Annotated in this window: 12 protein-coding genes; 3 read left to right on the plus strand and 9 right to left on the minus strand. The window is 56.4% G+C overall.

Annotation, left to right across the window (positions count from 1 at the left end; all coding sequences use genetic code 11):
* Window positions 1-163: 163 nt before the first annotated feature.
* Window positions 164-2,989: an excinuclease ABC subunit UvrA gene (gene uvrA / locus HF679_RS16845; RefSeq protein WP_123757751.1), complete on the plus strand. Its 2,826-nt coding sequence runs from the start codon at window positions 164-166 to the stop codon at window positions 2,987-2,989.
* Here uvrA and HF679_RS16850 read toward each other — a convergent pair whose 3' ends face one another.
* The 5 genes from HF679_RS16850 to dnaB form a co-directional block, all read right to left on the minus strand.
* Window positions 2,990-3,346, minus strand: coding sequence for an MmcQ/YjbR family DNA-binding protein (locus HF679_RS16850; RefSeq protein WP_123757750.1), 357 nt, complete (start codon window positions 3,344-3,346; stop codon window positions 2,990-2,992).
* Window positions 3,347-3,648: 302 nt separating this feature from the next.
* Complete coding sequence (gene aphA, locus HF679_RS16855) at window positions 3,649-4,362, minus strand: acid phosphatase AphA (RefSeq protein WP_154145175.1); 714 nt, start codon at window positions 4,360-4,362, stop codon at window positions 3,649-3,651.
* Between the two features lie 278 nt (window positions 4,363-4,640).
* Entirely contained in the window at window positions 4,641-5,834 is a 1,194-nt protein-coding gene (gene tyrB, locus HF679_RS16860) for an aromatic amino acid transaminase (protein WP_123757748.1), read from the minus strand.
* A gap of 196 nt (window positions 5,835-6,030) precedes the next feature.
* Window positions 6,031-7,110, minus strand: a complete 1,080-nt coding sequence (gene alr / locus HF679_RS16865; protein WP_123757747.1) for an alanine racemase — start codon at window positions 7,108-7,110, stop codon at window positions 6,031-6,033.
* Between the two features lie 145 nt (window positions 7,111-7,255).
* The gene (gene dnaB / locus HF679_RS16870) at window positions 7,256-8,671 is read right to left on the minus strand and encodes a replicative DNA helicase (RefSeq protein WP_123757746.1); all 1,416 of its coding nucleotides are present in this window, start codon (window positions 8,669-8,671) and stop codon (window positions 7,256-7,258) included.
* A gap of 66 nt (window positions 8,672-8,737) precedes the next feature.
* On the opposite strand from dnaB, the gene HF679_RS16875 reads away from it, so the two are divergent.
* A complete protein-coding gene (locus HF679_RS16875) occupies window positions 8,738-9,721 on the plus strand; it encodes a quinone oxidoreductase (protein ID WP_123757745.1) in 984 nt (327 codons plus the stop codon).
* A 418-nt stretch (window positions 9,722-10,139) separates the two neighbouring features.
* On the opposite strand, the gene pspG is transcribed toward HF679_RS16875, so the two are convergent.
* The 3 genes from pspG to HF679_RS16890 all read right to left on the minus strand — a co-directional run bounded on the left by pspG (window position 10,140) and on the right by HF679_RS16890 (window position 12,115).
* Window positions 10,140-10,382: an envelope stress response protein PspG gene (gene pspG, locus HF679_RS16880; RefSeq protein WP_123757743.1), complete on the minus strand. Its 243-nt coding sequence runs from the start codon at window positions 10,380-10,382 to the stop codon at window positions 10,140-10,142.
* 142 nt (window positions 10,383-10,524) lie between these two features.
* Window positions 10,525-11,523 (minus strand): tRNA dihydrouridine(20/20a) synthase DusA, encoded by a 999-nt coding sequence (gene dusA, locus HF679_RS16885; RefSeq protein WP_174510240.1) that lies wholly within the window; start codon window positions 11,521-11,523, stop codon window positions 10,525-10,527.
* A gap of 103 nt (window positions 11,524-11,626) precedes the next feature.
* The gene (locus HF679_RS16890; RefSeq protein WP_123757741.1) at window positions 11,627-12,115 is read right to left on the minus strand and encodes a cupin domain-containing protein; all 489 of its coding nucleotides are present in this window, start codon (window positions 12,113-12,115) and stop codon (window positions 11,627-11,629) included.
* A 114-nt stretch (window positions 12,116-12,229) separates the two neighbouring features.
* Here HF679_RS16890 and zur point away from each other — a divergent pair, with 114 nt between their 5' ends.
* Window positions 12,230-12,745, plus strand: a complete 516-nt coding sequence (gene zur / locus HF679_RS16895; protein ID WP_123757740.1) for a zinc uptake transcriptional repressor Zur — start codon at window positions 12,230-12,232, stop codon at window positions 12,743-12,745.
* A 92-nt stretch (window positions 12,746-12,837) separates the two neighbouring features.
* On the opposite strand, the gene HF679_RS16900 is transcribed toward zur, so the two are convergent.
* Complete coding sequence (locus tag HF679_RS16900) at window positions 12,838-13,047, minus strand: CsbD family protein (protein WP_123757969.1); 210 nt, start codon at window positions 13,045-13,047, stop codon at window positions 12,838-12,840.
* Window positions 13,048-13,090: the final 43 nt, after the last annotated feature.

Raw genomic sequence — 13,090 nt, forward strand, 5'->3', positions numbered from 1 at the left:
CCACTAAACATCTCATCGACCTGCAATTTTTCATTGCGTAGACCAACTACCGTTCCAATACTGTATATTAAAACAGGTCTGATTGTGCCATAATTAGCCGTTTCCGCCGTTTGTTCTTTATGCAAACCAGGCAGTCCGTGTATCTACCTACCGGGAAAGGTGAATGGATAAGATCGAAGTTCGGGGCGCCCGCACCCATAATCTCAAAAACATCAACCTCGTCATCCCACGCGACAAGCTGATTGTCGTTACCGGGCTGTCAGGATCAGGCAAATCATCACTGGCTTTCGACACGCTGTATGCCGAAGGACAGCGCCGTTACGTTGAATCGCTTTCTGCCTATGCGCGCCAGTTTCTGTCGCTGATGGAGAAACCGGACGTCGATCATATTGAAGGGCTGTCGCCTGCGATTTCCATCGAACAGAAATCAACGTCCCATAACCCGCGCTCCACGGTCGGCACCATCACCGAAATTCACGACTATCTGCGTCTGCTTTACGCGCGCGTCGGTGAGCCGCGCTGCCCGGATCACGATGTCCCTCTGGCGGCGCAAACCGTCAGCCAGATGGTCGATAACGTGCTCTCTCAGCCGGAAGGCCAACGCCTGATGCTGCTGGCGCCGATTATTAAAGAGCGTAAAGGTGAGCACACCAAAACGCTGGAAAACCTCGCCAGTCAGGGCTATATCCGAGCGAGGATCGACGGCGAAGTCTGCGATCTCTCGGATCCGCCTAAGCTGGAGCTGCAAAAGAAACACACCATCGAAGTGGTTATCGACCGCTTTAAAGTGCGTGACGACCTTTCGCAACGTCTGGCCGAATCTTTCGAAACCGCCCTCGATCTCTCCGGCGGCACCGCGATTGTCGCCAATATGGACGACGCCAAAGCGGAAGAGCTGCTGTTTTCCGCCAACTTCGCCTGTCCGATTTGCGGCTACAGCATGCGTGAACTGGAACCGCGCCTGTTTTCATTCAACAACCCGGCGGGGGCCTGCCCGACCTGCGACGGCCTGGGCGTCCAGCAGTACTTCGATCCTGAGCGCGTAATTCAGAACGTCGAACTGTCGCTGGCCGGCGGCGCGATCCGCGGCTGGGATCGGCGTAACTTTTACTACTTCCAGATGCTGAAATCGCTGGCAGAACACTATAAATTCGATATCGAAGCCCCCTGGGGAACCCTCGGTGCCGACGTGCAAAAAGTCATTTTGTATGGCTCAGGCAAAGAGAATATCGAGTTTAAATACATGAACGACCGGGGCGACACCTCGGTACGCCGCCATCCGTTCGAAGGCGTGCTGCATAATATGGAGCGCCGCTACAAAGAGACGGAATCCAGCGCGGTGCGTGAAGAGCTGGCGAAGTTTATCAGCAATCGTCCGTGCACCAGCTGTAACGGTACCCGTCTGCGTCGCGAAGCCCGTCATGTGTTCGTCGAAAACACGCCGCTGCCGACCATTTCCGATATGAGCATTGGTCATGCGATGGATTTCTTCACTAACCTGAAGCTCTCCGGCCAGCGGGCGCAAATCGCCGAAAAAGTGCTGAAAGAGATCGGCGACCGCCTGAAGTTCCTCGTCAACGTCGGCCTGAACTACCTGACGCTCTCCCGTTCGGCTGAAACGCTCTCCGGCGGTGAAGCCCAGCGTATTCGCCTGGCCAGCCAGATTGGCGCCGGTCTGGTGGGGGTGATGTACGTACTGGATGAGCCCTCCATCGGCCTGCATCAGCGTGATAACGAGCGCCTGCTCGGGACGCTGGTTCATCTGCGTAATCTCGGGAATACGGTGATTGTCGTCGAGCATGACGAAGACGCCATCCGCGCCGCGGACCACGTGATCGATATCGGCCCTGGCGCCGGGGTTCACGGCGGTCAGGTGGTGGCGGAAGGGACGCTGGAGGCGATCATGGCGGTCCCGGAATCCCTGACCGGCCAGTACATGAGCGGCAAACGCAAAATTGAAGTGCCGAAGCAGCGCGTGCCGGCCGACCCGGAAAAAGTGCTGAAACTCACCGGCGCCCGCGGCAACAACCTGAAAGACGTGACCCTGACGCTGCCGGTAGGGCTGTTTACCTGTATTACCGGGGTCTCCGGCTCGGGTAAATCGACGCTGATCAACGACACCCTGTTCCCGATTGCCCAGCGCCAGCTTAACGGCGCGACCATCGTTGAACCTGCGCCCTATCGCGATGTGCAGGGCCTGGAACACTTCGATAAAGTTATCGATATCGACCAAAGCCCGATTGGCCGGACGCCGCGTTCGAACCCGGCCACCTACACCGGGGTCTTCACGCCGGTTCGTGAGCTGTTTGCCGGCGTGCCGGAATCACGTTCACGTGGCTACACGCCTGGGCGCTTCAGCTTTAACGTTCGCGGCGGGCGCTGCGAAGCCTGCCAGGGCGATGGCGTGATTAAAGTCGAAATGCACTTCCTGCCGGACATTTACGTGCCGTGCGACCAGTGCAAAGGCAAACGCTATAACCGTGAAACGCTGGAGATTAAATACAAAGGCAAGACCATCCATGAAGTGCTGGATATGACCATTGAAGAAGCACGCGAGTTCTTCGATGCCGTACCGGCGCTGGCGCGTAAGCTGCAAACGCTGATGGACGTCGGCCTGACCTATATCCGCCTAGGCCAGTCGGCCACCACGCTCTCCGGTGGCGAAGCCCAGCGTGTGAAGCTGGCGCGCGAGCTGTCCAAACGCGGTACGGGTCAGACGCTGTATATTCTCGATGAGCCCACCACCGGCCTGCACTTTGCGGATATCCAACAGCTGCTGGACGTACTGCATCAGCTGCGCGATCAGGGCAACACCATCGTGGTGATTGAGCACAACCTGGATGTCATCAAAACCGCTGACTGGATCGTTGACCTCGGTCCCGAAGGTGGTAGCGGCGGCGGTGAAATCCTCGTCTCCGGCACGCCAGAGACCGTGGCCGGGTGCGAGACATCACACACGGCGCGCTTCCTTAAACCTTTACTGGGTTAATCAGCGTGAAAGCTGCTGTCGGGTCGGTTCCGACAGCAGCCGGACTGCCTGCTGATATGAGGCATCGACCAGATAGTAGATTTGTGAGTCCGGCAGCGCGCCGTCGAGAAATACCGTACTCCAGTGGGCTTTATTCAGATGTCTGCTGGGGCGGATATCAACGTGCTGCTCCCGCAACAGTTCGGCAAGTTCAGGGCTGGCTTTCAGCGAGACCGCCGGTCGCTTATCTTCCACCTCTTTCACCAGCGCAAACAGCACGTCCGACACCTTAATCTGCGTGGCCTTCCAGTCGCTGTGCACGCTTTGCTCCGCGCCCGGTTTCGCCATGCAGTACAGCAATAAATCCGAAATTGTCATCTGTGATTCCCCCGTTGGCGTCGCGACATTCTGCCGCTAAGCGCCGTGAATACGATGTTCCCCTGGTCTGGCAATGGCGTGCTGGCGCAGCAGAGGCAGTGTGTCAGGTGACGCGTGGAGATGTTGAGCCTGACGTCAGCATTGACGGATGCGACCCCAATGATTCCTGTCGCGAATGAGTCCTTCTAAGTGTGCAGCAATAAGCGAAAAGGTAAAACCTCCCCACCCGCTTTTTTGTACAAAAAAACGGCAGCTTATGCGCTGCCGTATTCTGTGCTATCTGCTGTTACCGAATCCGACCGTCAGTACTCGGAATTGACCACCACTTCTTCGCCCAGCGCCCCGGCCATCGGCAACGGTTTATACGAAGAGTTTGACGCGCGCAGTACGCGAATGCCGCGGGCACCCGCCTCACGCGCGGCGGAGATATCATTATCGGAATCGCCGTAGAAGACCTTGATGTTCTTCTCTTTCAGCCATTGCGTTTTGGTATTCTGGCCCGGCTTGTCGCCGGCAAAGATCACCGGGTTCATGTTGGCCGCCGGGATCAGGAAATCATCCTGCAGCGTTTTTGAGACGGTTTCGGTTTTGGTCTGGCTGCGTCCGGTGACGAAGTAAATGCGATCGCCACGTTTCACATGCATGGCAATGAGATGGCGCGCCACTTCTTTCGGCATACTGAACTCATCCCAGCCATTGTTCATTTTTTCCCAGAATTCAGGGTTTTTCAGGTAATCATCGCTACCGGGGGAAAAGGTTTTCTGCCCGCGCCAGAAGCCCGGACTGGAAAAGAGGACGGTATCGTCAATATCAAACCCGACGGCAAACGGCTCACGGCCTAACAGGCTGTTTTCAATTTGCGCCACGGAGACCCAGTGGATGGGGGCTTGTTCAGCGAGTTTAGCGACGTTAGTGCCGGTTGACAGCGGCTGGGGCGTTGAGGCTTGAGCCATAACGCTGCCGTTTAGCGTGAACAGTAAGCAAATGGCCGACAAGGCCAGCGTCATCTTGCGCATATTTATTATCCCTTCAGGCGTCATCCTTCAAGCGACTGCCACGCAGTTCACCGGGCTCGCATTACGGCATGACTTGAATGATTGTGTGTGTCAAAACAACCTAATCGTTATAGTTTTCAATCATGTGGCTGCTTAGCAATATGCTATGACCTTAACCCCGACATCTATTGATGCAAAGGATTATCTGCTTATATGTCATAGAAAAAGAGAATGATCACACTTCATGAAGGGCATTGCCCCTTCCATCAGGCCGGAAAGGGCAATGAACTGGCGGGGCGTTAAATCACGGCGGAGAACGCTTTCGCCACGCGCTGCACGTTGCGTGAATTGAGACCCGCGACGCACATGCGGCCGCTGGAAATCAGATACACGCCAAACTCTTCGCGCAGACGGTCAACCTGTGCTGCGCTCAGGCCGGTATAGCTGAACATGCCGCGCTGCTTCAGCAGGTAGTCGAAACTCACATCCGGCACCGCCTCTTTCAGGACGTTCACCAGCTCCTGACGCATCGCCAGAATACGGGTACGCATCGCTTCGACTTCGGCCAGCCAGCTGGCTTTCAGCTCGGCGTCATTCAGCACCATCGCAACCACCTGGGCGCCAAAGTTCGGCGGGCTGGAGTAGTTGCGACGCACGGTCGCCTTCAGCTGCCCCAGCACGCGGTTAGCGGTATCTGAGTCTTCGCAGACCACCGACAGCCCGCCAACGCGCTCGCCGTACAGCGAGAAAATTTTCGAGAAGGAGTTGCTGACCAGCATCGGCATGCCGGTGCTGGCAATCGTGCGGATCGCGTAGGCATCATCGTCCATGCCGGCGCCAAAGCCCTGATAGGCGATATCGAGGAACGGAATCAGGTTGCGCGCTTTCAGTACGTCCGCGATCTGATCCCACTGAGCATGGTTCAAATCGGCGCCGGTCGGGTTATGACAGCACGGATGCAGCAGCACGATGTCACGTTCTGGCAACGTTTGCAGTTTTTCCAGCAGCGCGTCAAAACGCACGCCGTTGGTTTCGCTATCAAACCAAGGGTAAGTACTTACTTCGAAGCCAGCCCCTTCAAATATGGCAATGTGGTTTTCCCAGGTCGGGTCACTGACCCATACGCGGGAGCCCGGGAAGTAGCGTTTCAGGAAATCGGCGCCGACTTTCAATGCGCCGGAGCCGCCCAGCGTCTGGATGGCAGCGACGCGCTGCTGTTGCAGTACCGGATGTTCCGCGCCAAACAGCAGCGGAGCGATGGCATTGCGATAGGCATTCAGCCCTTCCATCGGCAGGTACAACGAGGCGCCGTGCGGCTGTGCGTTAAGGCGCGCTTCCGCTTCAGCAACCGCCTGGAGCTGCGGGATAATCCCGTCTTCGTTGTAATACAGGCCGATGCTCAGGTTTACTTTGTCACTACGTGGATCTTCTTTGAAACGCTCCATTAAGGAGAGAATAGGGTCGCCAGCGTAGGCGTCAACTTGTTGAAACACGCGATGTTTCTCCGGGTTTACGAGAGGCAGGAAATAACACAATAAACCGGAAGCAACAGAAGATCGAGAGGATGTTGGTCGATAGTCGACGACGAGCGTGTGCGAGCGCGGTGCGGGCGGTCAGTTTCCCCGGCTTGCGGCGTCAACGCCTGAGCCGGGCTAGCGGATCGCCCACCTTGGGGTCATTAATCCCTAATTAATCTACGAACTTCATCGAGACTCTGGAGGTCAGGCGCGTAATAAGTTCGTAAGCACTCACTTTCGTAAGCGCGGCGATGCGTTCAACCGGCAGGCCTTCGCCCCACAGCACCACCGGATCGCCGGATTTGTCCTGTGCCTCTGGGCCCAGGTCGACGCAAATCATGTCCATCGCTACACGCCCGACAATCGGCACTTCGCGACCGTTTACCAGCACCGGTGTGCCGGAGGCCGCCGCCCGCGGGTAACCGTCGCCGTAACCCATAGCCACCACGCCAAGACGCGTGTCACGTTCGCTGACCCAGGTGCCGCCGTAACCTACCGGCTCACCCGCTTTATGGTCGCGCACGGCAATCAGGCTTGATGTCAGCGACATCACCGGCTGACAGCCAAAATCCGCGCCGGTAGACGGGCTATCCAGCGGCGAGACGCCGTATAAAATAATGCCCGGGCGCACCCAGTCGAAATGCGACTGCGGCCACAGCAGGATCCCGCCCGACGCCGCAATGGAGCGCAGGCCAGGCTTGCCTTCGGTGAAGGTGGTGAAAATATCCAGCTGCCGTTCGGTGGCGCCGCACTCAGGTTCGTCGGCGCGCGCAAAGTGGCTGACCACATTGACCGGCTGGCGCACGTTTTTGCATTGGCTCAGACGCTGCCAGAACGCTTGTGCTTGTTCCGGCAATACGCCCAGGCGATGCATCCCGGTATCCAGCTTCATCCAGACGGTGACCGGCTCAGGCAGTTCGGCCTGCTCCAGCGCTTCCAGTTGTTCCAGGCTGTGTACTGCGGTTTGTAGCTGTTGTGCGGAAATCACCGGCAGATCGGCGGCATCAAAAAAACCTTCCAGCAGCAGGACCGGCTGGGTGATGCCACCGGCGCGCAGGCGCAGAGCCTCTTCGAGACGGGCGACGCCAAAAGCATCGGCATCAGGGAGCGTTCGCGCGGTCTCAAGAAGACCGTGTCCGTAAGCGTTCGCTTTCACGACTGCAACCAGCTTGCTGGCGGGCGCCAGCTCACGTAGACGTTGCAGGTTGTGTCGCAGAGCGCGGCGGTTAATGACTACAGTTGCCGCTTGCATTTGAATTCCTTAATAAAAGAATCTCCTAAATCATTCGTGTTGCAGGAAGGCGACAAGCCTGAGAATTCCCGGGAGCTTAGTAAACTAGGTGACCGGGGTGAACAGGCGTAGTCAACGCATCTGCGGCATGAAGGATGACGGAGATTTATTCGTCGTCGTATTGTGGCCCAGCATAGTTGTCGAAGCGCGACCACTGACCATTAAACGTCAGACGTACTGTCCCGATGGGGCCGTTACGCTGTTTACCAATAATAATTTCCGCGATGCCTTTCAAGTCGCTGTTCTCGTGATAGACCTCATCACGGTAGATAAACATGATTAAGTCGGCATCCTGCTCGATGGAACCTGATTCACGCAAATCGGAGTTTACCGGGCGTTTATCAGCACGTTGCTCCAGCGATCGGTTAAGCTGCGACAGCGCCACCACCGGCACCTGAAGCTCTTTCGCCAGCGCCTTCAGTGAACGGGAAATTTCCGCGATTTCCAGGGTACGGTTATCGGAGAGCGACGGCACGCGCATCAGCTGCAGGTAGTCGATCATGATAAGCCCAATACCGCCGTGTTCACGGGCGATACGTCGCGCACGGGAGCGCACTTCCGTCGGCGTCAGGCCGGAGGAGTCATCGATATAGATATTGCGTTTTTCCAGCAGAATGCCCAGCGTGCCGGAGATACGTGCCCAGTCTTCATCATCCAGCTGGCCGGTACGAATACGGGTCTGATCGACCCGCGACAGCGACGCCAGAGAACGCATCATGATCTGCTCTGATGGCATCTCAAGACTGAAAATGAGTACCGGTTTATCCTGCAACATCGCCGCATTTTCAACGAGGTTCATCGCAAATGTCGTCTTACCCATTGAAGGACGGGCAGCGACGATAATCAGATCCGACGGCTGCAGGCCGGCGGTCTTTTTGTTCAGATCGTCATAGCCGGTATTCACCCCGGTGACGCCGTCATGCGGCTGCTGGAACAGCTGCTCGATACGCGCTACGGTCGCATCAAGGACATCGGCGATATTTTTCGGGCCTTCGTCTTTGTTGGCGCGGCTTTCCGCAATTTTGAATACCCGGGACTCCGCCAGGTCGAGCAGGTCTTCACTGGTGCGGCCCTGCGGATCGAAGCCCGCTTCAGCGATTTCATTGGCGACCGAGATCATCTCACGGACAACTGCACGTTCGCGTACGATATCCGCATAAGCGCTGATGTTCGCCGCACTTGGCGTGTTTTTCGACAGCTCAGCCAGATAGGCAAAGCCCCCGACGCTGTCCAGTTGACCCTGACGCTCCAGCGATTCCGCCAGCGTAATCAGGTCAATCGGGCTGCCCGTTTCCTGCAGGCGCGCCATCTCAATAAAGATATGGCGGTGCGGACGGGTGTAGAAATCTTCCGCCACCACACGCTCGGCAACGTCGTCCCAGCGCTCGTTGTCCAGCATTAAACCGCCCAACACCGACTGTTCCGCTTCAATCGAGTGCGGTGGTACTTTCAACCCGGCGACCTGATAATCGCGCTCACGGGGTTCAGTCTGTGGTTTGTTGAAGGGTTTATTTCCTGCCATAGTGAATGGAGTTACCGAGATAAAGAGTGGGTCGAAAGATTACCATATTTTTCTTACGGAGGGAGCATGGCAACGCGCATTGAATTCCACAAACATGGTGGCCCGGAAGTGCTTAACGCGGTGGAGTTTACCCCCGCAGAGCCTGGTGAAAACGAAATCCAGGTAGAAAACAAAGCCATCGGTATTAACTATATCGACACCTATATTCGCAGCGGTCTCTATCCGCCGCCGTCCCTGCCGAGCGGACTGGGCACCGAAGCCGCAGGCGTGGTGACCAAAGTGGGCCGCGCCGTGACCCATATCCGGCAGGGCGACCGCGTGGTCTACGCGCAATCGGCCCTCGGCGCCTACAGTTCCGTGCATAACGTCCCGGCGGACAAAGCGGCCCTGTTACCGGACGCGATCTCCTTTGAGCAGGCCGCCGCCTCGTTTTTGAAAGGGCTGACCGTCTATTATCTGCTGCGTAAAACCTACGATATCAAACCCGGAGAGCCGTTCCTGTTCCACGCTGCCGCCGGCGGCGTCGGGCTGATTGCCTGCCAGTGGGCGAAGGCGCTGGGCGCAAAACTGATTGGTACCGTCGGCAGCGCGCAAAAAGCGCAGCGGGCGAAGCAGGCCGGGGCCTGGCAGGTGATTAACTATCGTGAAGAGAATATCGTTGAGCGCCTGAAGGAGATAACCGAAGGGAAAAAAGTCCATGTGGTCTACGATTCCGTGGGCAAAGATACCTGGGAAGCGTCTCTTGATTGTCTGCAGCGCCGGGGGCTGATGGTCAGCTTTGGCAACTCCTCTGGCCCGGTCACCGGGGTAAACCTGGGGATCCTCAACCAGAAAGGTTCGCTGTTCGTAACCCGCCCTTCTCTGCAAGGCTATATCACCAATCGTGAAGAGCTGGAGCAAGCCAGCCGCGAGCTGTTTTCACTGATTGCCAGCGGCGCGATTAACGTTGACGTGGCGGACAGCCAGAAATATGCCCTGACCGATGCCCGACGCGCGCATGAGGTGCTGGAAAGCCGAGTGACCGAAGGCTCAAGCCTGCTGCTGCCGTAAGTCCTTCACTTCAGTAGTTTGTCGTTTGAAGGCGAACGACGGGAGACTCTCCCTAAATCATTCGGGCTACAGGCAGGCGGCAAGAGAACGAATCCCCGGGAGCTGACAACAGTCAGCGACTGGGGTGACAAATCTGTCTGGAACAGATTTGAACGCTGCGAGCAGCGGCCCTGATAAGGGTGAGGCTCATGGATGAGCCGAATAACGAGGCAGCCAACGCCCCTGTAGTCTGAAGTATGACGGGAGAGGGACAAAAGTTTAGGGCTTCCACCTGGGAAGCCCTTACTTTTTTTTGTTCGGCTGTATGTAGGGTACAGCGCGATGAATTCATTAACGCGCTAATAGTGACAGATTTAATAGGCAAAGCCTACGCTGTTTTATGCAAAAATCTTCAGGTTGTGATACACCGCTCAATACCTTAGTAACGCCAACGGTTATTCCCGCGATAACGGTTGTCAGCAGGCGATTTTATCGCCCGAATCACCCATACCACGACAACCGCCAGCAGTAGCCACGGCAGCAGTTTAATCATTAATGCAAACAGCCCACCCACGAACATCAGCGCGGTCGCGACCACGATGGCGGCGATAATCCCCAGTAACGACACGCCGGTGACCAACAACATGACAAAAAAGCCTATAACGAATAAGAGTTCCAGCATCGTCTTCTCCCCAAAGAAATGTCTATGCAACTTCTTTGGGTATTACAAAAATCATGCCAAACATAACACATTGAATTTAAAGAAAAATGCCCCGCATGATTTATGCAGGGCATGGTGAATTTGACCAGGTTTTAGTGAAAACTTAACGCTTATCGGCAACCAGTTTCAGCGCGTGTTCCAGCACATTGATATCGGCACCGGCTTTGTGCGCATTCTCGCTCAGGTAGCGACGCCACTGGCGTGCACCCGGGATCCCCTGGAACAGGCCCAGCATATGGCGGGTAATATGGCCCAGGTAGGTCCCGTTGCTCAGCTCACGTTCGATGTACGGGTACATCGCGCGCACCACCGCGACCGGATCGGCATCGGCGCCATCACCGCCAAAGATTTCGCGATCGACTGACGCCAGGATCCCCGGGTTCTGATAAGCCTCACGCCCCACCATCACGCCATCCATATGCGCCAGGTGCAGTTTCGCCTCTTCCAGCGATTTAATACCACCGTTGATCGCCATGGTCAGATGCGGGAAGTCGCGCTTCAGCTGATACACGCGCGGGTAATCCAGCGGTGGGATCTCACGGTTTTCTTTCGGGCTCAGGCCAGAGAGCCAGGCTTTACGAGCGTGGATGATGAACATCTCGCACTCGCCCTTCCCGGAGACGGTATCGATGAAATCACACAGGAATTCATAGCTGTCCTGGTCATCGATGCCGATACGGGTTTTTACCGTCACCGGAATCGACACCACATCGCGCATCGCTTTAATACAGTCGGCTACCAGTTGGGCATTACCCATCAGGCAGGCGCCAAACATGCCGTTCTGCACGCGGTCGGACGGGCAGCCAACGTTCAGGTTGATCTCATCGTAGCCGCGGGCTTGTGCCAGTTTTGCGCACTGCGCCAGCGCCGCCGGATCGCTACCGCCCAGCTGCAGTGCCAGTGGATGCTCTTCTTCGCTATAGGCCAGATAGTCGCCTTTGCCGTGAATAATCGCCCCGGTGGTGACCATTTCGGTATACAGCAGCGTTTGCCGCGACAGCAGACGCAGGAAGTAACGGCAGTGCCTGTCTGTCCAGTCGAGCATCGGCGCAATGGAAAAACGGTGGGCGGCAAAAACGTGAGAAGTTGATTCTGGCATCATGGCGAATAAACAGGCATCCGGGTAAAAAGGGGCGCTACTATAGCACAAAGATACAGCACAGGCGCATAGCGCCACCGCGGGCGCTTTGCACCTGAGACACGGGCTATCTCCTGCGCGGTTTGCCGTCGTGAGGGCCGAAAAATTGCGGCGGATGATCGACCCAACGATCCTGACGCGTCGCGGCATACTCCGGGTTAAGCGGGTAATAGATGCGATTGAATTTTTTGTTCGCCTCGCCCACCACCAACAGGCGTACCTCCTGTTCGGTGTTATTCAGGAAGGTATGGCATACGCCGGTGCCGGCAGGAAACCCGACACTGTCCCCAGGCTCCAGCTTCCACAGATAGCCGTTAATCCAGACTTCAGGATATCCCTCCAGCACGTAGATAAACTCTTCTTCATCACTTTCTGCGTGGGGATAAGAAGTCCGACGGCCTGGCGGTAAACGCTCATGATGGATCCCCAGCCGGTTCAGCCGTAACCCACGCGCCAGCGGCGCACCAATGGAAAAGCGTTCTGGGTTATTGGGATAAGTGGCGTCATCGGGCCCTTCGAGTTCATGCCAATGTCGAATGCAATCAGGTCGTTTCATCGTTTTCTCCCGAAAATGAGATGCATCAGGTATAGCACAAGCTACCGGTTCTCGGCGTTTTGCCTGGATCGTGATAAAGTAACAACTTCACACTCGGGCGGCCAGAGGATGCTCATGAATAAGACCACTTCGCAAGAATTGTTAGCGCATGCTGAAAAGCTCTGTGCACAGCGCGGCGTGCGCCTGACTCCCCAGCGCCTGGAAGTATTGCGCCTGATGAGCCTGCAGCAAGGGGCGATTAGCGCCTACGATCTGCTCGACCTGCTCCGCGATAAAGAGCCGCAGGCTAAACCGCCTACGGTATATCGTGCGCTGGAGTTTCTGCTTGAGCAGGGATTCGTGCATAAGGTGGAATCAACCAACAGTTACGTGCTGTGCCATCTGATCGATCAGCCGACCCATACCTCCGCGATGTTTATCTGCGATCGCTGCGGCGTGGTGAAAGAAGAGTGTGCCGAAGGGCTGGAAGATATTATGCATACCCTGGCTGCCAGAATGGGCTTCGCGCTGCGTCATAACGTGATTGAAGCACATGGTCTGTGTGCCGGCTGCGTCGAAGTCGAAGCCTGTAGTACGCCGGGGCACTGCCAGCATGACCACACGATTCTGATTAAAAAGAAAGCCCGCTGAGGCTTGCGCCAGAGCGGGAATCAGGGTTGTCGGTACCTCCGTGTACCGCACGGGCAGGCAATAACAAAGGGTCAGAACACTGATGCGCCCCGCTACCAGCGGTGGCCGTTTTTACGTTCCCAGTCAGACACTTCTTTCTCGGCCTGATCTTTGGCAAATCCGTAACGTTCCTGGATTTTACCTACCAGCTGGTCACGCTTACCTTCAATGACCGTCATGTCATCATCGGTGAGCTTACCCCATTGTTCTTTCGCTTTACCTTTCAACTGTTTCCAGTTACCGCCGATTTCGTCTTTGTTCATCATTCAGTCCTCATCGTTCGGTGGGTTAACAGCCCGCTGCGTG

It is taken from the genome of Enterobacter sp. JUb54 (genome assembly GCF_014298075.1).
GTDB classification, from domain to species: domain Bacteria; phylum Pseudomonadota; class Gammaproteobacteria; order Enterobacterales; family Enterobacteriaceae; genus Klebsiella; species Klebsiella lignicola.

Bases quoted from the DNA above. Each gene is read 5' to 3' on its own strand.
- uvrA (WP_123757751.1), top strand. From the start codon at position 164: ATGGATAAGATCGAAGTTCGGGGCGCCCGCACCCATAATCTCAAAAAC.
- HF679_RS16850 (WP_123757750.1), bottom strand. From the start codon at position 3,346: ATGACAATTTCGGATTTATTGCTGTACTGCATGGCGAAACCGGGCGCG.
- aphA (WP_154145175.1), bottom strand. From the start codon at position 4,362: ATGCGCAAGATGACGCTGGCCTTGTCGGCCATTTGCTTACTGTTCACG.
- alr (WP_123757747.1), bottom strand. From the start codon at position 7,110: ATGCAAGCGGCAACTGTAGTCATTAACCGCCGCGCTCTGCGACACAAC.
- dnaB (WP_123757746.1), bottom strand. From the start codon at position 8,671: ATGGCAGGAAATAAACCCTTCAACAAACCACAGACTGAACCCCGTGAG.
- HF679_RS16875 (WP_123757745.1), top strand. From the start codon at position 8,738: ATGGCAACGCGCATTGAATTCCACAAACATGGTGGCCCGGAAGTGCTT.
- pspG (WP_123757743.1), bottom strand. From the start codon at position 10,382: ATGCTGGAACTCTTATTCGTTATAGGCTTTTTTGTCATGTTGTTGGTC.
- dusA (WP_174510240.1), bottom strand. From the start codon at position 11,523: ATGATGCCAGAATCAACTTCTCACGTTTTTGCCGCCCACCGTTTTTCC.
- HF679_RS16890 (WP_123757741.1), bottom strand. From the start codon at position 12,115: ATGAAACGACCTGATTGCATTCGACATTGGCATGAACTCGAAGGGCCC.
- zur (WP_123757740.1), top strand. From the start codon at position 12,230: ATGAATAAGACCACTTCGCAAGAATTGTTAGCGCATGCTGAAAAGCTC.
- HF679_RS16900 (WP_123757969.1), bottom strand. From the start codon at position 13,047: ATGAACAAAGACGAAATCGGCGGTAACTGGAAACAGTTGAAAGGTAAA.